General features: G+C 53.7%; 22 protein-coding genes. 14 read left to right on the top strand and 8 right to left on the bottom strand.

All coding sequences use genetic code 11. The features are described 5' to 3' along the window. Positions 1-99: 99 nt before the first annotated feature. Positions 100-1,230, top strand: a complete 1,131-nt coding sequence (locus tag LBQ97_02835; protein MDR1831655.1) for a 2-hydroxyacyl-CoA dehydratase family protein — start codon at positions 100-102, stop codon at positions 1,228-1,230. On the opposite strand, the gene LBQ97_02830 is transcribed toward LBQ97_02835, so the two are convergent. Further along, a complete protein-coding gene (locus LBQ97_02830; GenBank protein ID MDR1831654.1) occupies positions 1,223-1,975 on the bottom strand; it encodes an IclR family transcriptional regulator in 753 nt (250 codons plus the stop codon). The two genes, LBQ97_02835 and LBQ97_02830, sit on opposite strands and share 8 nt — an antisense overlap. Positions 1,976-2,169: 194 nt before the next feature. Between LBQ97_02830 and LBQ97_02825 the strand changes: the two genes are divergently transcribed. The 5 genes from LBQ97_02825 to LBQ97_02805 all read left to right on the top strand — a co-directional run bounded on the left by LBQ97_02825 (position 2,170) and on the right by LBQ97_02805 (position 7,395). Continuing rightward, positions 2,170-3,672 (top strand): YifB family Mg chelatase-like AAA ATPase, encoded by a 1,503-nt coding sequence (locus LBQ97_02825; protein ID MDR1831653.1) that lies wholly within the window; start codon positions 2,170-2,172, stop codon positions 3,670-3,672. A gap of 83 nt (positions 3,673-3,755) precedes the next feature. Continuing rightward, positions 3,756-5,198 (top strand): UDP-N-acetylmuramoyl-L-alanyl-D-glutamate--2,6-diaminopimelate ligase, encoded by a 1,443-nt coding sequence (locus LBQ97_02820; protein ID MDR1831652.1) that lies wholly within the window; start codon positions 3,756-3,758, stop codon positions 5,196-5,198. 24 nt (positions 5,199-5,222) lie between these two features. Continuing rightward, the gene (gene kdsA, locus LBQ97_02815; protein ID MDR1831651.1) at positions 5,223-6,062 is read left to right on the top strand and encodes a 3-deoxy-8-phosphooctulonate synthase; all 840 of its coding nucleotides are present in this window, start codon (positions 5,223-5,225) and stop codon (positions 6,060-6,062) included. 10 nt (positions 6,063-6,072) lie between these two features. After that, on the top strand, positions 6,073-7,050 hold the full coding sequence (locus LBQ97_02810) for a KpsF/GutQ family sugar-phosphate isomerase (GenBank protein MDR1831650.1): 978 nt from the start codon (positions 6,073-6,075) through the stop codon (positions 7,048-7,050). Between the two features lie 150 nt (positions 7,051-7,200). Further along, positions 7,201-7,395, top strand: coding sequence for a DUF1858 domain-containing protein (locus tag LBQ97_02805; GenBank protein ID MDR1831649.1), 195 nt, complete (start codon positions 7,201-7,203; stop codon positions 7,393-7,395). Positions 7,396-7,463: 68 nt separating this feature from the next. Here the strand turns inward: LBQ97_02805 and LBQ97_02800 are convergent, their stop codons facing one another. Beyond that, positions 7,464-7,709 (bottom strand): hypothetical protein, encoded by a 246-nt coding sequence (locus LBQ97_02800; GenBank protein ID MDR1831648.1) that lies wholly within the window; start codon positions 7,707-7,709, stop codon positions 7,464-7,466. 209 nt (positions 7,710-7,918) lie between these two features. On the opposite strand from LBQ97_02800, the gene LBQ97_02795 reads away from it, so the two are divergent. The 3 genes from LBQ97_02795 to LBQ97_02785 are packed head-to-tail and all read left to right on the top strand — an operon-like array spanning position 7,919 to position 10,658. Beyond that, a complete protein-coding gene (locus tag LBQ97_02795) occupies positions 7,919-8,416 on the top strand; it encodes a DUF1456 family protein (protein ID MDR1831647.1) in 498 nt (165 codons plus the stop codon). 27 nt (positions 8,417-8,443) lie between these two features. Then, positions 8,444-8,695, top strand: coding sequence for a hypothetical protein (locus LBQ97_02790; protein MDR1831646.1), 252 nt, complete (start codon positions 8,444-8,446; stop codon positions 8,693-8,695). A gap of 16 nt (positions 8,696-8,711) precedes the next feature. Continuing rightward, entirely contained in the window at positions 8,712-10,658 is a 1,947-nt protein-coding gene (locus tag LBQ97_02785) for a [FeFe] hydrogenase, group A (GenBank protein ID MDR1831645.1), read from the top strand. Positions 10,659-10,673: 15 nt separating this feature from the next. Here the strand turns inward: LBQ97_02785 and LBQ97_02780 are convergent, their stop codons facing one another. The 3 genes from LBQ97_02780 to htpX are packed head-to-tail and all read right to left on the bottom strand — an operon-like array spanning position 10,674 to position 13,235. Next, positions 10,674-11,930 (bottom strand): YihY family inner membrane protein, encoded by a 1,257-nt coding sequence (locus LBQ97_02780; GenBank protein ID MDR1831644.1) that lies wholly within the window; start codon positions 11,928-11,930, stop codon positions 10,674-10,676. Next, positions 11,927-12,379 carry a hypothetical protein gene (locus LBQ97_02775; GenBank protein ID MDR1831643.1) on the bottom strand — a complete coding sequence of 151 codons (453 nt, stop codon included), beginning with the start codon at positions 12,377-12,379 and terminating at the stop codon, positions 11,927-11,929. The genes LBQ97_02780 and LBQ97_02775 overlap by 4 nt, the downstream gene beginning before the upstream one ends. A 25-nt stretch (positions 12,380-12,404) precedes the next feature. Then, entirely contained in the window at positions 12,405-13,235 is an 831-nt protein-coding gene (gene htpX / locus LBQ97_02770) for a zinc metalloprotease HtpX (GenBank protein ID MDR1831642.1), read from the bottom strand. 223 nt (positions 13,236-13,458) lie between these two features. On the opposite strand from htpX, the gene LBQ97_02765 reads away from it, so the two are divergent. Next, the gene (locus tag LBQ97_02765) at positions 13,459-15,534 is read left to right on the top strand and encodes an iron-containing alcohol dehydrogenase (protein ID MDR1831641.1); all 2,076 of its coding nucleotides are present in this window, start codon (positions 13,459-13,461) and stop codon (positions 15,532-15,534) included. Here LBQ97_02765 and LBQ97_02760 read toward each other — a convergent pair. After that, positions 15,529-16,878, bottom strand: a complete 1,350-nt coding sequence (locus tag LBQ97_02760) for an AAA family ATPase (protein MDR1831640.1) — start codon at positions 16,876-16,878, stop codon at positions 15,529-15,531. The two genes, LBQ97_02765 and LBQ97_02760, sit on opposite strands and share 6 nt — an antisense overlap. Before the next feature lie 170 nt (positions 16,879-17,048). Here LBQ97_02760 and LBQ97_02755 point away from each other — a divergent pair, with 170 nt between their 5' ends. The 4 genes from LBQ97_02755 (at position 17,049) to LBQ97_02740 (ending at position 18,998) form a co-directional block, all read left to right on the top strand. Then, positions 17,049-17,681, top strand: coding sequence for a murein L,D-transpeptidase catalytic domain family protein (locus LBQ97_02755; protein MDR1831639.1), 633 nt, complete (start codon positions 17,049-17,051; stop codon positions 17,679-17,681). 48 nt (positions 17,682-17,729) lie between these two features. Continuing rightward, complete coding sequence (locus LBQ97_02750) at positions 17,730-17,957, top strand: DUF4160 domain-containing protein (GenBank protein ID MDR1831638.1); 228 nt, start codon at positions 17,730-17,732, stop codon at positions 17,955-17,957. Between the two features lie 13 nt (positions 17,958-17,970). Beyond that, positions 17,971-18,297, top strand: coding sequence for a DUF2442 domain-containing protein (locus tag LBQ97_02745; GenBank protein MDR1831637.1), 327 nt, complete (start codon positions 17,971-17,973; stop codon positions 18,295-18,297). A 242-nt stretch (positions 18,298-18,539) separates the two neighbouring features. Continuing rightward, the gene (locus LBQ97_02740; GenBank protein ID MDR1831636.1) at positions 18,540-18,998 is read left to right on the top strand and encodes a hypothetical protein; all 459 of its coding nucleotides are present in this window, start codon (positions 18,540-18,542) and stop codon (positions 18,996-18,998) included. 36 nt (positions 18,999-19,034) lie between these two features. Here the strand turns inward: LBQ97_02740 and LBQ97_02735 are convergent, their stop codons facing one another. Together LBQ97_02735 and LBQ97_02730 are read right to left on the bottom strand one after the other, a co-directional pair. After that, on the bottom strand, positions 19,035-19,436 hold the full coding sequence (locus LBQ97_02735; GenBank protein MDR1831635.1) for a type II toxin-antitoxin system HicB family antitoxin: 402 nt from the start codon (positions 19,434-19,436) through the stop codon (positions 19,035-19,037). 47 nt (positions 19,437-19,483) lie between these two features. Then, complete coding sequence (locus tag LBQ97_02730; protein ID MDR1831634.1) at positions 19,484-19,759, bottom strand: AbrB/MazE/SpoVT family DNA-binding domain-containing protein; 276 nt, start codon at positions 19,757-19,759, stop codon at positions 19,484-19,486. Positions 19,760-19,904: the final 145 nt, after the last annotated feature.

Genomic DNA, 19,904 nt, shown 5'->3' with positions numbered 1-19,904 from the left:
CCCGTAGGGGCGGATGTCCACATCCGCCAATGATCGAAAAATCACCGCGTAGGGGCGGCATTTTGCCGCCCGCAATGCCGATCCACATTTGGAGGAAAAATGGAAAGAATAAGCGCATTATTGCAAACATTCCGGGACGTGGCCGCGAATCCCGGCAAACAGCTGTATCAATATAAGGACGAAGGCAAAAAAGCCGTCGGCGTTTTCCCCTACTACGCCCCCGAGGAACTGGTCTACGCGGCCGGTATGGTTCCTTTCGGCGTCTGGGGACGCCAGGGGACGATCAATAAAGCCAAGGAATACTTCGCGAGCTTTTACTGCACGATTGCCCAAATGAACCTCGAAATGGGCCTGACAGGCGCTCTGGACGGTCTTTCGGGCGTGATTGTCACGACCATGTGCGATACGCTCCGGCCCTTGAGTCAGAATTTTCGCGTGGCCGTGCCGCAGATTCCCTTTATGTTCCTGGCCCATCCGCAAAACCGGCGGCCTGAATACGGGATCACGTTCACGATGGCCCAGTACGGCAAGATAAAAAAACAACTGGAGGAGATCGCGGGAAGCCCCGTCACCGACGAAAAATTGCAAAACGCCATCAAAATATACAACAAAAGCCGGGCGGCCCGGCGGAAATTTGTAAAATTAGCGGGACTTCATCCCGACGTGATTTCCGCCGTGGACAGGGGCGCCGTCCTCAAAAGCGGATACTATCAGCTCAAGTGTCAATATACAAAGCTGCTGGACGAGCTGAACGAAGAACTTGAAAAATTGCCTGTTCCCAAGTGGGGCGGCGTCAAGGTCCTGACCTCGGGGATCATCGTGGACAATCCGGCCCTGCTGAAGATCTTCGACGAAAATAAAATCGCCATTGTGGCTGACGACGTGGCTCACGAGTCGCGATCCTTCGACGTGGACGCGCCCGAAAACGAGACGGACCCCATGCGGGCTCTGGCGCTGCATTTCGCGGCCCAGGACAACGATCCCCTGTTGTACGATCCCGAAATTGTGAAGAGGCCGGCCCATGTAGTGAAAAAGGCCAAAGACACCGGGGCGCAGGGGGCGGTGGTCTTCGCCATGACGTTCTGCGATCCCGAAGAGCTCGAATATCCTTCGCTGAAGAAGGCCTTTGAGGAGGCGGGGATTCCCCACATCATTCTGGGCTATGACCAGCAAATGGAAGACTTCGGCCAGGCCCGGACGCAGCTGCAGGCCTTTGCCGAGACTATTTGAAGAAGCCCATCATTTCGGAAAGTTCCTGGGCTGATGTTTTCACGGTTTGCTTCAATTCATTGAGTTTTTTCTCGCCCGCGATTTTCGAGGCGGGGGTAATGATTCCGATGGACGCGATGATTTTCCCCTCGCTGTTGAAAACCGGCGCGCCGATGCCGACGGAGTTGCTGATGTAGTCCCCATGGGACACAGCGACTCCTTCTTTTCGTATTTTCTCAAGGTTTTCCAAAAGGACCGCGGGCTCCACCTTGGGGAAGGCGTTGGGCGTCTTGATCACGGTCTCGATGTATTCCTCAATGAAGGCCTCGGGCTGGTAGGCCAGAAGCGTTTTCCGGATCGCGCCGCAGTGGAGGTCCAGTTCGAAACCGAAATCCTCCAGTACTTTAAGGGGGCTGGGGCCGTCGATATGCTCGAGCACGAAGCCTTTGTAGCCCGTGGAGATCACGAGATAGGAATCGTCGGTCGTGACGGTCACAAGGCGTTCCAATATAGGCGTCGCGGCATTTTGCAGATGCAAATTCTTCCGGGCCGTAATCCCCAGCGGGATCAGCGCCGGTCCCAACTTGTAATCGTGTGATTTTTCGTCCTTGACGACAAATTTCGTGCCGCAGAGCGTCTGCAAGAGGCGGTGAATGGTGCTGGGCGGCAGATTGAGCGCCGAAGACAGATAGGCGATGGAATAGCTGGATTTGCTGCCGTTCAAGACTTCCAGCAGCTCCATGGCCCGGACGAGGCTTTGAATCATTGGTCCCTCCTTTTTGCGCAAGATAATGGAACAGATTCCATGATATGAACATTGTAACATTCTTCGGGAAAAAAAGAAAGGATAAAATGAAGAAATTGTTGGATTTTTGCGAAAAAAGTTATATAATAGAAGCCAGACGGAGAGGAATCTGCTCCGGCGGATAAATCAAGAAGAAAGCAGCAAAGGAGGGTATGATGAATGTCAGAGTTCTCAGCGCGAGCTATATCGGCATTGATCCTTATCTTGTGGAGGTGGAAGTCGATGTGAGCTCCAGTCTGCCGAGCTTTGCCATCGTAGGGCTCGGCGACGCCGCCATTGACGAGAGCAAGTACCGGATCAAGACGGCGCTCAACAACTGCGGTTACGACATGTCCCCGAGGCGGGTTGTCGTAAACCTCTCCCCGGCGGGCATCCGGAAAGAGGGCGTGCAGTTTGATCTGCCCATTGCCGTGGGGCTTATGCTGACCATGGGCTTTTTGCGGGATGACGGCGACATTTTGGACAATTACCTGATTATGGGGGAATTGTCGCTGGACGGCAGGATCAAGGCCGTCAAAGGCACCGTCAATACCATGATTCTGGCCAAAGAAAAGAACTTTAAAGGGGTGCTGCTTCCCATGGAAAATTACCGGGAAGCGGGCATCATAAAGGGTGTGGAGATCATCCCCATCCGGACATTGCATGATGTCGAACGTTTTTTCAAGAACAGGGAAGTACCGGAAGCGCCGGTCCATGAGGAGTATGTCGCGCCGCCCTTTGAGGTGGATTTTTCCGATGTCAAGGGACAGGTGCAGGGCAAACGCGGCCTTGAGATCGCGGCGGCGGGCGGACACAATGTGCTGATGGTCGGCAGCCCGGGCTCGGGCAAGTCCATGCTGGCTAAGCGGATCATCACGATTATGCCGCCTATGACGGAAAAAGAGATCATTGAGTGTACGAAGATCCACAGCGTGGCGGGGGCTCTCAACAGCAAACGTCCCGTTGTGAACGTCCGGCCCTTCCGGGCGCCCCACCACACAAGCAGTCCCGTTTCCATTATCGGCGGCGGGACCAGGATCATGCCCGGGGAGATCAGTCTCGCCTCGGGCGGCGGCGTGCTCTTCCTCGACGAGTTTCCGGAATTTCCCCGGATGCTCCTCGAAAGCCTCAGACAGCCGCTGGAAGACGGCATCGTGGCCATTACCCGGGCCATGTACCGGGTGGAATTCCCGAGCCGTTTCTTGCTGATCGCGGCGGCCAACCCCTGCAAATGCGGGTTTCTCTACGAAGGGGACCGTTGCCGCTGCTCGCCCCACGAGGTCAGCCAATACCGGAAAAAGCTCTCGGGACCTATCCTCGACCGGATCGATCTCCATCTGGAGATGCGAAGGCTCCCCGAAGAAGAGCTGATCCAGGCGCCCATGGGGGAAAGCTCCGCCGAGATCCGCAAAAGAGTTGAAAAGGCCCGGAAAATCCAGGAAAACAGAAACGGCGAGGGACTCTTGAACGCCTATCTCGGTCAGAAAGAAGTCAAAAAATACTGCGGGATCCCGCCCGAGGATCGGGACTGGTTCAAGGGCGCGATCAAGATGCTGGAAATCTCGGCCCGGGGCTACGACAAAATCCTCAAGGTCGCCAGGACCATCGCCGACCTTGCCGACTCGGAATCCATCCGGAAAGAACATTTATTGGAGGCCATATCGTTTCGAAGGCGGTAACCCGCCAAGCGGCCGATGGCATTGGGCTCGCGCTAAATGCAGACCCGCAAAAAATCACGACCCAAAAATAGCAAGGAGACCTCATGGAAGCTTATTTACAGGGCATACGCCACAAAAATCTGAACGCCGCCCCTTTCCCCGCCGCCTACCGCCATATGCACCATGACTCGCGGAAGATCGGCCCCGGGGACGTATTCGTGGCCCTGACGGGCGAAGTCTCCGACGGCCACGACTTTATCGCCGACGCCATAGACCGGGGGGCCGTCTGCGTCCTCGTCTCCCGGGAGGTTCCGGCCGAAGTTCCCGCGCCGGTGATTTACGTCGAAAACCTGCGGGAAAACCTGGGGGAAATCGCGTCGCGATTTTACGGCTGGCCCCAGCGGGAGCTGACGATTATCGGCTTTACGGGAACCAAGGGAAAGACGTCCTCGACGTATTTTCTTGAGAAAATTTTGGGTCCCGAGAATGTGGCCCGGATCGGGACCATTGAGTACAAGGTCGGAAATGATATCGAAGAGGCCAACAATACGACGCCCGAATCGGTGGACATTGTGCGGATCTGTCGCAAGGCCGCGGACCGGCATATTCCCTGGCTCGTCATGGAAGTGAGCTCCCACGCGCTGGCTCTGGGCCGGGTGTCCATGCTCTCCTTCGATGTCGCCGTATTTACGAACCTCAAGCAGGACCATCTTGATTTTCACAAAGATATGGAGGACTATTTTTTAGCGAAAAAAAAACTCTTTGGCATGTTGAAGAAAAAGAAAAACGCCGTGATCAACATCGACGATCCCTACGGGAGCCGTCTCTATGAGGAATATCCCGGGATTTCCTACGGGATCTCGGGGGGCGACGTCACGGGCCGGATACTGAAAATCCGAAGGGACGGACAGGACGTGGAAATCTCTGTTTTCGGCGACGTGGCGCGCTTCGCGACGAAACTTCCGGGTCGCTACAACCTCTACAACATGCTGGGCGTGGTGGGGGCGGCCAAGCTCCTTGACGTGGACGACAAAAAGATCTTTGAGACCCTCGGACAACTGAACGGCGCGCCGGGGCGTTTTGAGCTCGTCAGTGCCAAATGCGGCTTCACGGTGGTCGTCGACTATTCCCACACCGAAGACGCCCTCTTCAACATCTTGAAAAGCCTCAACGAGATCCGGCTCAAGAAAATCATTACGGTCTTCGGTTGCGGCGGCGACCGGGACAGGACAAAGCGGCCGAAAATGGGGAGAGTGGCCGAAGAATGGAGCGATACGGTCATCGTGACCTCCGACAATCCCCGGACCGAGGACCCCAAGGCCATCATCGCCGAAATCACCTCGGGCTTGCGCAAAGAAAACCACCTCGTGATTGAGGATCGCGAACAGGCCATTATGAAAGCCATCGCCCTGGCTGAAAAGGACGACATTGTCCTGATCGCCGGCAAAGGTCACGAAACCTATCAGATTTTCGGTCACGAAAAATATCATTTCGACGACCGTGAAATCGCCAATCGTGAAATTATCCTGAAGAAAAAAGCCCAATAATCCACCCATTTCGAGGAGTATACTATGCGAACCCCCGTAAAACCGATTAAAATACCCGGTGAACTGATCATCGGAGATGAATCGCGCCCCTTCACCTTTATTGCCGGTCCCTGCGTCATCGAGTCCGAAGCCCTCGTCATGGACGCGGCCGCTGAAGTCAGCGGGATCTGCAAAAAACTGGGCGTCCCTTATATTTTCAAGGCCTCCTTTGACAAGGCCAACCGCACCTCAATTCATTCCTTCCGGGGGCCGGGCCTCGAAAAGGGACTGGAGATCCTCGCCAAGGTCAAAAAAACCTTCGGAATACCGATCGTGACCGACGTCCACGAACCGGCGCAATGCGCGCCTGTGGGGGAGATATGCGACATGCTCCAGATTCCCGCTTTTTTGTGTCGCCAGACCGATCTTCTCGTCGCCGCCGCCCGGACGGGAAAGCCCGTCAACGTGAAAAAAGGCCAGTTTTTGGCGCCATGGGACATGAAAAACGTCGCCGGGAAATTACAGGAAGCGGGCTGCCGGGATATCCTGCTCTGCGAGCGGGGGTCCAGCTTCGGCTACAACAATCTCGTCGTCGATATGCGGAGTCTCCTGGAAATGAGAAAACTCGGACATCCTGTTGTCTTTGACGCCACCCACGCCGTGCAGAAGCCCGGAGGACTCGGATCGGCAACCGGCGGCGACCGGGAATATGTGCGGCCCCTGATCATGGCGGCGCTGGCCGTGGGCGTCGACGCCGTCTTCGCCGAGGTTCATCCCGACCCGGAGCGCGCGCTCTCCGACGGCCCCAACATGCTTTATATACGGGATTTGGAGGAAATTTTGACCGAAGCCCTGCAAATTGATCAAATCAGCAAAAACAGATAAGGAGAACAGCATGGAACTTGACATCAAAAAATTCGCCCGGGAGGTCTTCAGCTTCGAGATCGAGGAGCTGGAAACGGTCCGGGACAAAATTTCCGAGGACCTGGTGACGGCCATCCAGATGATCATGGCTTCCAAAGGCAAGGTCGTCGTGACCGGCATCGGAAAATCGGGCCTCATCGGAAAAAAAATCGCGGCGACCCTCGTCTCCACCGGGACGCTCTCGGTCTTTATGAATTCCGCCGAAGGGGTTCACGGGGACCTTGGAATGATCTCAAAGGAAGACGTGGTTTTGGCGGTCTCCAACAGCGGCAATACCGACGAGATTGTGTCCCTTTTGCCCTCGATCAAGAAAATCGGCGCAAAGATCATCGCCATGACGGGAAACGCCGCCTCGAGCCTCGGCAAAGGGGCCGACTGCGTGCTCAATACGGGCGTCCGGAAAGAGGGGGACCCGCTGAATCTTGCGCCCATGTCCTCAACGACTAGCGCCCTTGTCATGGGGGACGCCATCGCGGCCATCCTCATGAAGCTTAAGGGATTCCGGCCCGACAATTTCGCACTCTATCATCCGGGAGGATCCCTGGGCAAGCGCCTGTTGATGAAAGTCGGCGACGTCATGCACAAGGGGGAGGCCATCCCCTATTGCCAGACGACGAGCAGCATGGATCAGGTGATCCTGACGATGACGAAAAAACGCCTTGGCGCGGTCTGCGTCATGGACGGCGATCGAATGGCCGGCATTATCACCGAAGGGGATATCCGGCGGGCCTTGAGGCAGAAGGAAAAATTCTTCACCTATGTGGCCAAAGACGTCATGACGAAAAATTTCACCCGAACCGGCAGCGACAGCATGGCCATCGACGCCCTGGATCTCATGGAGAATCGGGAAAACCAGATTTCCGTGCTTCCGGTCATTGACGAAGGCAAAGTCGTCGGCATGGTCCGGGTCCACGATCTCGTTCGGGTCGTCGGGGAAACCCGCAAATAAGATTTTCTTGACTTTTTTAGTAAAATAATTTATAATAAGGACAAAGACGCAACCCCGTCGGCTACGCCGTCTGCCTCTTCGGAGAAGAGGCCTTTGGGGACCTTGGCCTGCAGAGATGCACAAAAAAACATAAAACAGGAGATGATATCCATGATTACACGGGATTCGAACATTTTGAAAGCGGTGCAGGAATACCCGATTATCGCGCAGGTGTTCCGCAAATACGGCCTCGGCTGTATCGGTTGCATGATTTCTTCGGGGGAGACGCTGGGCGAAGGCTTGCAGGCCCACGGCATGGACGTGGACAAGGTGATCACCGAGATCAACCAGCTGATCGCTCAATAGGCCCGGAGACGCAAGAAAACAAAAAAAACCCGCTTCGAAAGCGGGTTTTTCAGTCGCTGGGATTCCCTTCAGAAGCGCATCCGCTGTTGCTCGGCCTGGCGTTCCTTGCGGGTATTGACGTCCTCGATGAGCTCTTTGAGCTTCTCGTTGTTTTCCTCCAACGTGCGGTTCAACTCGTCGAGCCGTTCGGCGATATCCCTCACGCCAAGGGTCTTTTTCAGAATGAAGATAAAAATCACAAACAAAACGACGACCAGGGCCAGAACGAGCAATATCGCTGTCATGTCCAGAGAAACCTGCTGTATTTCTTCCATTTGATCACTTCCTTGGTTTTCCGACGCGGAGGAATCCCGTCGTTTCTTAAAATTATTATACCACAAAACCATGGGAAAAACTATAGCCGCCGGAAAAAAACTTTCCGATTTCGTTTTCTGCAATTGACAGATTCAAATAAAAATAGTAGAATTAGTATTAGAATAAAAACTTTTAACGATCATTCGTATAAAAAGAAAAGAGGTGAACGATGCAAAACAACAAAGTACTGAAAGATGTACGGTATGCGCTGAAATTGCGGAACAAGAAGCTGGAAAAAATCTTCGGGCTCGGGGATGTCAAGATCACCGAAGAAGAAATCGAAAAACTCCTGAGCAAGGACAAGACCAAAGATTTCCTCAACTGCAACAACAAATACCTGCACGGATTTCTGAACGGCCTGATCCGCTATTACCGCGGCGAAGGCACCGAAGAAATGCGCAGGAAAAGGACCCGCTTCGTCCGGATCACCAAGATCAACGCGAACAACCTCGTATTGAAAAAACTCAAAGTGGCGCTGTCGCTCAGGAATGAGGACGTGGCCGGTATTTTCCGCATGGGGGAAATCTCCGTGACCAATTCGGAATTGAACGGCATGTTCCGGAATGAGCGCAGCAAGATTTACCGCAAATGCGGCGACAAGTATCTGCGGAAATTTTTAAAGGGTCTCATCGTCTACAAACGGGGGATGCCCGAGGAAAAAGACTGATCCGGTCGGGAAGGGAGCGGATTTTCCATGTACGCGTTTCTGTTTCTGAATCTGATGCTCAATCTGCTGCTCAACGTCGTGCTCGTCTCCGTGCTGGTCATGATGGTCGATGTGCTGATGTTTTTTTTCATCGGCCGGAAAAAAGGGGACGGGATCAATTTTTCCCATTACAAGCAAGCCATGCGGATGAGCGTATATCGCTGGGTTCTCGTGCAGAAGGTCATGCTCTGCCTCGTGGTGGAAGCCTTTATCATCGGCGTGATGCGCACGTTGCGCTGACGCGAAAGGAGAAAACATGCAGTGGGGCGGCGAAACGCCGAAAAAGGAAATCCACGTCATTCAGTCGATGGATTCCGAATTCAGGGAAGCCCTGTCCGACGTCAATGAGTTGACGGACGACAAAAGCCGGAAGGTACGCGTCATGGGGCGGGTGACCAATCCGGCGATTATCGATATTCCTCCGGGAGCGACTCTCGCGGAGGTGATTTCGCTTGCGGGCGGCGTCAAAAATAAAAGACCCTTCAAGGCGGCGCAATTCGGCCTTCCCTTCGGGGGCTTTTTTACGAACCGGGATCTGGACCGGCCTATCGACTTCGGGAGTTTTGAGCCGGGAGTCGAGCGGGACATCATCATCCTTTCCGATGAAAATTGCATCATTCAATTCGCGAAATACTATGTGGAATTTCTCCTCGGTAAAATGCAGGGGGGCGAATACACGGAATACAGAGCCGTCAAGCCGGAGCTGGACCGGCTCTGGCGCAATCTCGACCGCATGTCCAAGGGCAAGTCGACCATGCGGGACATTTATCTCTTGCGCTATATCGCCGAATCGGTCAAAAAGACCCTCAATCAGCGGCACAACCTGATTCTTGACGCCATCGAGGAGTTTTACGGGGAATTTGAGGAGCATATCGAGGACCATCGCTGCGCGGCGGGGAAATGTATCCAGCTCCTGAAGTTTACGATTACGGCCAAATGTATCGGCTGTACGGCCTGCGCCCGGGCCTGTCCCGTCCATTGTATCCACGGAAAGCCCAAAGAGCGCCATGTACTGGACGCCAAACTCTGTACCCACTGCGGGCAGTGCGTCAGCACCTGTCCCGTGGGGGCCATTTTTGAGGGGGATCACACGATCAGCCTCTTGAACGACCTCTCGACGCCGAACAAAATCGTCGTGGCCCAGATCGCCCCCGCGGTCCGGGTGGCCATCGGCGAGTCCTTCGGCTGCGCGGCCGGGGAAAATGTCGAGAAAAAGCTTGTGACAGCCCTCCGGATGCTGGGCTTCGACTATGTGTTTGACACGGCCTGGGCCGCCGACGTCACGATTATGGAGGAGGCCACGGAATTCAAAGAGCGGCTGGAGCGCTTTTCCCGCCAGGAGGAAGTCCGCTTGCCGATCCTTACGTCCTGTTGCCCCGCCTGGGTGAAATTTATCGAGCAATTTTATCCGGATATGGTCGACGTGCCGTCTACGGTCAAGTCGCCCATGCAAATTTTTTCGACGCTGATCAAGGACATCTGGGCAAAAGAAAAAGGCTATAAGCGCGACTATATCGCCTCTGTCGCGATCATGCCCTGTCTCGCCAAAAAATACGAAGCCTCCCGGCCGGAATTTTCCCGGGGGGATAACTACGACACGGACTATGTGATCTCAACCCGGGAGCTGATCCGGCTTTTGAAGGACATGAAAATCGATCTGCGCTATTTGCCCGAGGGAGAATTTGACAATCCCTTCGGCCAGTATTCCGGGGCGGGGATCATCTTCGGGAGAACGGGCGGCGTCATTGAGGCCGTGACCCGTACGGCCGTTGAGCTCATCACGGGAAAACGTCTCGACGACATCGAGTTTACCCAGCTGCGAGGCTGGGAAGGCTTCCGGATCGCCGAAGTCAAAGTGGGGGACCTGGACCTCCGGATCGGCATGTCCCACGGGCTTGAAGAGACCGCAAAGATGTTGGACAAAATCCGGGCCGGGGAGGAATTTTTCCACGCCATTGAGATCATGGCCTGCAAAGGCGGCTGTATCGGAGGCGGCGGGCAGCCAAAGGCCGTGAAAAAGCAGGAAATTCTCGAAAAAAGGGCCGAGGGCCTGAACGCCATCGACCGCGCCAAGGAGATCCGGCGGGCCCACGACAATCCCTTTGTGCAGGCCGTCTACGAAAAATATCTTGAATACCCCTGCAGCCACAAGGCCCATGAATTGATCCATACCAGGTATTTTCCGAAACCCATGGGGGATTGAGGGGGAGAGGCGTTCCTATACGATCAGTTCCTCCAAACGCTTCGTCGGATCCTTCTGCTCGATCAGATCGAGATAGGGCTCCAGATCGGGGATATCGATCCAGAAGAGCTCCTTCCCGTGATGCTCCAGAACCGAGAAAAGATCCCCGTAGGTGAAATTATCAGCGTTTCGCGTCACCACATAGGCGTTTTCCGCGCCGGGTTTTCCGACGACCTCGGCGACCACGTTGGCCTCGGCGAGGTCCTTCAGCATATTGCGGACATATTTTTCGGGCAGATTCAGCGTCCGCGCCAGTTCTTCGGATCCGGCGGGGGCGAGATTTTGCTTGTATCGCCGGATCATTTCCGTCACGGTCATCAGCGCCACGACTTCCCTGGACTTGAAACTGAGCCCGTTGTCGTCCGCCGTCGGATGCAGGTGACGGTTTTGCAGGAAATAGGAGATATGTCCCCCGAGGATAATGAAAAACCAGAGGATGCGCAACCAGAAGATGAAGATAAAGATCGTCGCGAAACTCCCGTAGATCGTATTGTACGAAGTAATGAAATTTTGCAGGTACAGAAAGGAATACTGAAAAATCGTACAGACGATGGACGCGAAGAGGGCCGAGCAAAAAGCGGGCACGAAGCGGACTTTCGTGTTGGGCATCATCATATAGAGGGCGGTAAAAAAGACCAGAATCGCCAGATAGGGAATCAGTTTCATCAGATAGCGCGTCAGCGCCGCGTTGAAGCTGAAACGCCGAGCGATAATGGCGCTGGTCCCGTTGACGGCGAGGATGAAGACCGGCGTAAAGACGAGAAAAGAAAAATAGTCGGTAATCTTCCGGATGAGCGCCCGGGAGGCTTTGACCTGCCAGATGTCGTTGAAAGCCTTTTCGATTACGGAAAACATGGAAATCAAGGTCCAACCGAGAAAGATGAACCCGATCCCGGCGAGGACCCCGTTTCTCGCGTTGTCCAAAAGTCTGTCGGCGAAGCCCGTGATGACGTCGATGGCTTCCTGGTTCAGGGGCGAATGAAGCTTGATCTGGTTCAGGAGATACTCCCCGATTCCCAGCCAGCTTCCGATACTGAACAAAATGGCCGAAATCGGAGCAAGAGCCAGCACCGTATAATAGCAGAGAGAAGTCACCCAGAGCGAGGAATTGGCTCTTTTATAATTTTCCAGAGCCAGCTGGAGCCTCGAAGTCAGATAGGCAAAGTTCTTTTCCCGCGCGGCGACGCGGATTTTGTCCCGAAGGTCCGCCAAACGACGGGATGGCCCGCTCATTGCAGCCTGTCTCCGCTCTCGGAAGCCATTTCCTTGCTTTCGTCGACCTTCGTGTAGTCCGTGGGCCCCATGTCGAGCCGCTCGTTGGCGTCAAAGCGCACGCTGCCGTCCGCGGAGGAGTGATTTCCCTCGAAGGCCTGCTTGCGCACGGGCGTCACGGGCCCGTATGCGCCCTGAGACACGAGATAGTCGCCGACCCGGACCGCCACCGTGGCGCCCCGGGATTTCATGTAAAAGGGGGAGTCGGAAGTCCCGATGGCGTCCAGCACGGCCCTCGTGACTTTGAGACCCCGGAATTCCATTCTTGATGCGTTGTTGACGAAGACGGGGGCCTGTGACAGCAATTGCCCCACCTTGGCGTTGACATAGGATTCCGTCAGGATTTCCCGTCCCTGTGCCATGGCCGCGATCATGGTAAATACGAACATGGCGCCGATCATTTTTTTCATGCGCTCTCCTTTTTCTTTTCGGAATTTACCGGGCCATGGCCCGCAATCTCCTGATTCTTTCCTGAATCGGCGGGTGTGTGCTGAACAGAGAGGCGATTCCGCCGCCGCTCAGGGGATTCATAATAAACATGTTTTCCGTGGCCGGATTGACGTTTGCCATGGGGATCCGTTTGATGCTTGAGTCGAGATCTTCAAGGGCGTCGGCCAGGTAATTGGGGTTGCCGCAGACTTCCGCGCCGAATTCGTCGGCCTTGTATTCCCGGGAGCGGGAAATGGCCAGTTGTACAAGCATTGCCCCAATGGGGGCGAGGATCATCACGAGCAGCAGGATCAGGCCGTTGTTCCGTCTTCTCCTGTCGCCGCCGCCCATGGCGCCGTAGGGGGCCATCCGCGAGAGGAAGGTAATGGCCGAGGCCATGGTAGCCGCAACGGTTTGCAGCAGAATATCCCGGTGTTTCACGTGGCCCAGTTCATGGCCGATGACGCCCGAGAGTTCCTGATCGTTCATGGTCTGCATGATCCCCGTCGTCAGCACAACTGCCGCGTGTTCGGGGTTTCTCCCGGTGGCGAAGGCGTTGGGTTGGGCCTGATTGATCATATAGACTTTTGGCGTCGGCAGATCCGCCCGACGGGCCAGTTCTTCAACCATGCGGTAGTATTTGTCCGATTCGGGCAGGGGCTGGGCGTGGTAACGGGCCAGGACCATCTTGTCGCTGAACCAGTAGGAGACAAAATTCATCGCAAAAGAAATCAGGAGGGCCACAAACATGCCGCTCCGTCCGCCGATCAGACTTCCCACGAACATCAGCAAAAGCGACATGACCACCATCAGGACAAATGTTTTGATACCGTTCATAAGGCACGCACCTCTTTTATGCTAAGATGGATTTCAAACAAAATAATTTGCACGGGTTCTTTCTACCATAAGAATAGCACAAAATTCAGACGATGTAAAGGCAAAAGATGGTTTTCCGGCCGGAATTTTTCCCGAAAGCCATTGCCAAAAACGCCGATTTCCGGTATAATGAGGGTAGGAAAAATCAAGAACCTGGAAAAGCGTCAGGGAAAAGGGGGCCGCAATGGAAAAAAGCGCAATCCGGAATATGAAAAAAATACGGGTGACGACAAAATACGGGGAATATCCGGTGTTCATCGGAAAATCCATCCTGCCCGTATTCCGGGACAAGGTGGATTACTACGACAAGGTCCTTCTTTTGACCGACGGTAATGTCCGGGGTCACTACCTGGACGAGATCGGACAGCTGCAGGAGCATGTCCCCAATGTTTTCCTCTACCGGCTCGAAGACGGTAAAACGGACCGGACCCTTGCCACGGTGCGGCAGATTTACGATTTTCTGATCGAACACAACTTCACGCAAAAATCGGGCGTCATCAATTTCGGCGGCGAGAGCATCTGCGACATCGGCGGTTTCGTCTCGGCCACATTCCGGGGCGGCATTGACAGCATAGAGATCCCGACTTCCCTTGCGGCCATGATCAACAGCGGCACAAACGGGACCTTTTCCGTGGATCATGAGCGTTCCAAAAGTTCCATCTGCATTACGAAATATCCGACTTTGGTCATCAACGACACGGATTTTCTGGACACCCTTCCGCCGGAGGATCTGACGGCGGGCTTTGCGGAGGCCGTCAAATGCGCGTTGATTTCTTATAAAACCGACAACAAGGCTTTGTATTATTTTCTTGAAAAATATCGCGAAGAACTTCTGGCCCGCCATCCCAAACGGCTGGTGGAAATGCTTGACGAATGCTGTCGGACCGAAAAGGCCGCCATCGACGCGAGACGCTTCCGGGGTAGCCGGGAATTTTTCCTGAAACTGGGCTACGAATACGCGGGCTTTCTGGCGTCCCGGCCCGATTGCGGGACCCTGTCCTGGGGGGATCTGCTCGCCAAGGGCATCCTTTTTCAGTTTGAGCTTGCCAGAAGGCTTCACGGGATCGGAGAAAAATTCATCAAGGAAGTCGCGGGCCTTTTCCGGGATTTCGGCCTCGATCCGCTGCCCGTGGCTCTGGGGGAGACGGACCTCTTGAAATTTGCCGACAAGAACCCCGATTTTGTTCTGATGCGGGAAGATTACGACCTGATCCGGGAGCCGGTCCCCTATGAGATTTTGCAGGCCGCAAACGACGCCTTCGACCGGGAGGATTATTTCGCCGAAGTCTTGGGCGCGGCGGGAAAAAAGACGGGCGTGGACGTATCCGCCGACGCTCCCGAAAGGATTCTGCGCAAGGCCGTCATCGACATCGGGACAAATTCCGTGCGGCTTCTCGTGGGGGAGGTCCGGGAAAAGGGCGGAAAACTCACCCTTACGGAAGAACTCACCCGGCGCGTGGAGATCGTCCGCCTCGGGGAGGACGTAAATAAGACGGGAATATTGAAAAAAGCGGCTATGGAGCGAACGCTGGCCGCTTTGCGGACATACAGGGACATTGCCGTGAGCCTCGGCGCAACGGACATCAAGGCGTTCGCGACCTCGGCGGTCCGGGACGCCCGCAACCGCAACGAATTTTTGGAGGCCGTCCGGGCCATTCCCCTTTCCATCGAGGTTATCAGCGGCCTCGAGGAAGGAAAGCTGAATTATTTGGGAAACGCCGCGGTCTTTGACGGGCGGATCCTTGTGGTCGATATCGGCGGCGGATCGACGGAATTTTCCCTCGGAGAAGGCGGGGAAGCCGAAATTGTCAAAAGCATCGACATCGGATCGGTCCGGGGGACGGAGCTTTTCTTCAAAGACGGCTACAGCGAGGAAAATTTGCGTCGCTTCCACCAGTGGGTCAGCGAAAATCTCGACGCCCTCGACGGGATCGTCAGCTTTGCCCGGGACAACTACGCGGTGGTGGCCGTGGCGGGTACCGCCACGACGCAAATCTCGGTCCGGGACAAAATGGCGGTCTATGACCCCGCCCGGGTCCATTTGGCGAGAATTACCGTCGAAGAATTGCAGCAAAATCTCGATCTTTTTCTCGCGAGAAACCGGGGCGAGGTCCGGGAGATCACGGGCCTTCTGAAAAAACGGGAAGACGTCATTGCCGCCGGGACCATGATCCTGATTACGATCCTGAAGCGGCTTTTGCGGGACGAAGTCATCGTGTCCGAATCGGACAACCTCGTCGGCGCCATCACGGAATTATGAGGCGAAGATATCGATGATCTTCCGGCGCAGGCGCTGGGGGATTACGTATTTTTCGGCCATGACGGCCTGCAGCGCGAAAAAGGGCTTGTTTTTGTAGTTCTTCCGGTCTCTTTTCTCGTTGTAGATTTCCTCTTCGATATCGTTTTCAAACTCCACGTGCCGGCCGAATTTGGGGTTGATGGCCCGCCGGATGTCCCGGTTGTGGCTGTTGGAGTTTTCGATTTCCTCCTTGGACCGCCAGAAATGGTTGTCCTTGTCATAGACGGCCACATAGGGGATGGAAAAGGCGTTGAGGAGCTTGATAAACTGCGGGATAATCCCCTTGCTGCCGCATTCGATGATCGAGTATTCATACTGGTACACGTCGATTTTTTTCGCGAGGGCGCCGAGGACGATCTTGTCGGTCTGTCCCTCGACGAGGATGACCCGCCGCGCGAAGAAGAGCTCGCCCCTGTCGGGGTTGATCCAGTAGTTCATGTTGAAATTCTGGATTTCATCGCCGGAAAAGAGATTCCCTTTGTACTGGAAGACTTCCGTGCCGTGACCCGCGTCCCGCACGATGCAGAGGGACTTGTAGTCCTTGAGGGCGACGAAGTTGCTGGAATGGGTCGTCAGAAAGATCTGAAAGCCCGTTTCCGTTAGATTTTGAAAGATCTCGTAGAGCTCTTTGCTGGCCTGGGGATGGAGATAGAGCTCGGGCTCTTCAAAGAAGAGAATGATGCCGTCTCCGAAGGGGCGGCCCAGCTTCCGGAATTCGCCGACGACGTTCTTGAGCGCCTCGAGGATGAGCTTCCGGTGAAAGCCCTTGCTGACGTATTTTTCCGCGAGAAAGGTGCGGGTCTCCTCAAGGTTTTCGAGGATGGTCCTGACGCCGTAGCGGCGCTTGTCCAGCATACGGATCAGCTTCAGGAAGAAGCGCTCGTTCTGCTCCCTGGAACTGATGTCGGGCACGAAGAGCGTGTCCGTAAAACCCATGATCTGAAGATAGGTCTCATGGTCCGCCTCCTCCCAGGTCCGCTTGTCCGAGAAATAATAATAGCGGGCCGGTTCGCCGGGTTCTTTGATGATTTTGAGGGAAATTTCATCCTCGAAGAGAAAAGCGCTCAGCTGTTCCTTTTCCTCGGCCCAGGGCTCGGAGAAAATTCCGAGAATCTCCAGCGGCGCGTCCTTGTCGCGGATATCGTTTTCCTGCAATTCGCGGTAGTTGAGGAAATAGAGGATCGCGGAAATCACGCCGGATTTTCCCTGGTTGGGGGGACCGATAAAAACCGTGAGCGGTTCGGGGTTGATATCGGCTTTTTCGATGCTCTGCCAGTTTTTGACGACGACATTTTTGAGATACATGGCCTCTCCTTGTGCGTTGGGTTTGAGGGTTGATTTATGGAAATGCGTTATTGACATTTGGGTTAAAATTGGCTATGATGTGAGTGAGGGATTCTTTTCTATTATTATATAAGGAACGGGATGAAATGTTAAGAAAAATTTTTTTGTTTTTATTGGCAGGCGTCTTTTTCATGGGAAATTTGCGGGCCTCAGCCTACAGGGATCCCGATAATCCCACGGAGAGCGCGGCCCAGGGGATCTACGAAAAGCTCCAGGTGTCGGACAAAATTCCCTACGGGGTATTCCGCCGGGCATATTACGGCTATTTGAAGACGCCGGGCCACAGACCGGGGATCCTCACGATCATCGACTATACGAAGCCGTCCAATGAACCGCGCTTCTATGTCCTGAATCTCGCCGAGAAACGGCTTGTCTACGAATCGCATGTATCCCACGGCAAGAACAGCGGGCTTATTGTGCCCGTCATCTTCTCCAACAACAGAAATTCCTTCCAGTCTTCGCTGGGCTTTTACCTGACGCTGGACGCCTACCGCGGCGATTACGGCTATTCCCTTCGCCTGAAGGGCCTTGAGGAGGGCTTCAACTCCAATGTCTACGCGCGGAAGATCGTGATCCACGGCGCCGAGTATTCCGACCCGTCCTTTATCGAGGACCACGGCTTTCTCGGCCGTACCAACGGGTGTCCCGCCCTGCCGTTTTCCGTCGCTTCGCAAATTATCGATTACATCAAGGGGGGGACCGTGATCTATGTTGTCGGGAACGACAACAAGTATCTGGACAGGAGCGCCTACGTGAGGTTTTGAGGAGGATCAAGGCCTGAATTATCGCGGTTTTATGGAATTATCATCAAAATGATTTACGCGGATAATATACAACACAATAAACCCCATTTTCATGTGTACTACGGAGAACATGAGGCCTCTGTGGGCATAGACGGCGATTTGCTCGCGGGGAGTCTGCCGGTCAAGCAGTTGCGACTTGTGCAGGCATGGACCGCGATCCACGAAGAGGAATTGTATAGGGCTTGGAATCTGGCGGTGCAAAATCGTCCCATTGAAAAGATTGAACCTTTAAGATAAGGAGGGTGTAAGGATGTATATCGTAAAAGGAATCGCCTACGCCGGCGAGCCCACGCCGGAATTGAAAGTGTCCGGGGTCCGACCGCTTCCTGAATACAAGCTATGGGTGCGTTTCAATACGGGAGAAACGAGGATTTTTGACGTCGCCCCTCTGCTTGACAAGCCAGCTTTTGCCCCCTTAAGAGATCTCGAGGTCTTCGCGGGAGTTTATATTGATTACGGTGTGACCGTATGGAAAGACGGGAAAATAGACATTGCCCCAGAGAAATTGTATTATGACGGCGTGAGCGAGGAGTTCGGGGAATCAAGGCAGAATCCTGAAAGCAGGCAGGCTACTTAAGGCGAAAATAGTTTTTCTTGTAAAAAAAGTTTTCCGGTTTGATCCGGAAGACTTTTTTAATTTTGCTGAAATTTTATGAAAAAAGAAAACTTTACTCTAAAATGGCAGTTTTCCGTAATAGCACAAAAATATAAAATATAGATATAGTATAAAATATTGTTGCAAAGACCATGAAATTATGCTATAATCAAATTCTGACAGTCATCATATAGTACAGAATTAATCTACTTGGAGGAAAACGAATGAAGAAAATCAGAATGTTTTTGTCGCTTTTGCTTGTGTTGACCATATCCGGCGCCGCCGCGCAAGCCGGAATAATCTCCAATTTTTCCGGTCTATCCCGATCTTACCGGCCCGCCCTTGACGCCAAAACCCGCTCGGACCTGATCCGGCTCCGGAAGGGCGAGGAACCGAAGATCGTCTCCTCCGATAACCTGATCCGCGACGGCAAGGCGCTGGCGGGCGAAGGCTATGTCCTGATCGGGACCAGCGCCGTCGAGGCGGGAGGACGGCCTGAGATTACGAAAAAAATTCGGCGGCAATGCAAGCGGGTCGGGGCCTCGGTCGCCCTCTACTCGTCCGCTTTTTCCGGCACAAAGACCAATTCCCAATACTACTTGCTGAGTTCTTCGGTCTTGGAGGAAAAAAAGACCGTGAACCGCTACAATTATGAGATTTGGTATTACATGAAGACAAAATAAAACCGGAGAAATGCCTCCGGTTTCAGAGAAGCGCCCTTACGATTCGCTCAAGCCCAGTTCTTTTTTCAAAGCCGCCTGCAGGACCTGGGAGAAATTGATCTTTTTCTCGAGGGCCAGGGTGTTCAGCCAGCCGGGGATCGTAAGGGTCTTTTTGACGGAAAGGGCCTCGACCTCTTTCTTGTACTTTACGATATCCGCTTCGACGAGATTCGCGTAATCGCCTTTTTTTACTTTGATGCTTTCCAGTTTGGAGGGCTCAGGGACTGAAATATTATCCGCCTGCAACGCGATCAAATATTCGTTCAAAGCCTCAAATGCCATGCTGTGCGCTTCTTCCAAAGTCTCTCCTTGTGTGAAACATCCGTCAAGATCAGGAAAATCCACCCAAAATCCGCTTTCTTCCGCAGCGTGGAATATCGCCGGATAATATTTTTTCATAAAAACCTCTCTTTCTGTTAATAAACGGCTAAAAAATGACTTATGCGTCAACCGCGATTCTCATTTTGTTCGTCCCACATTTCTTTACGCACTTCTTTGACCATAGCGACAACATCGTCCTCCGTCTTCAACCCTAATCTCTCTGCTTCTCCTTCGAAGGCTTTCCTGAGATCTTTGATAGCCAGTAAAACTGGATTGACGATAGTGTATCCGCCATCACTCTCGATAAAGGCAACTTTGCCGCCTTCTTTGAGATTCAGCTTGCGTCTGATTTCTATAGGCAGTGTAATTTGCCCTTTTGATGTAATTTTGGCCAGTTCCATTTGTTATCCTCCTTTCGCAATGAGTTCATTGTATTCCTTACTTTATGGTATCATAAATTTTCTGATTTTTCAAGAATAATTTGAGAAAGGGTGATGTAAATATATATGATTATGTTGTTCAGCTTGTCTTTTGGAAAATTGAAAG

The sequence above is a fragment of the Fusobacteriaceae bacterium genome (assembly GCA_031272775.1).
GTDB lineage: Bacteria > Fusobacteriota > Fusobacteriia > Fusobacteriales > Fusobacteriaceae > JAISST01.
The sequence above is the reverse complement of the archived record's forward strand: the minus strand, read 5'-3'. Positions and strand labels throughout refer to the sequence as shown.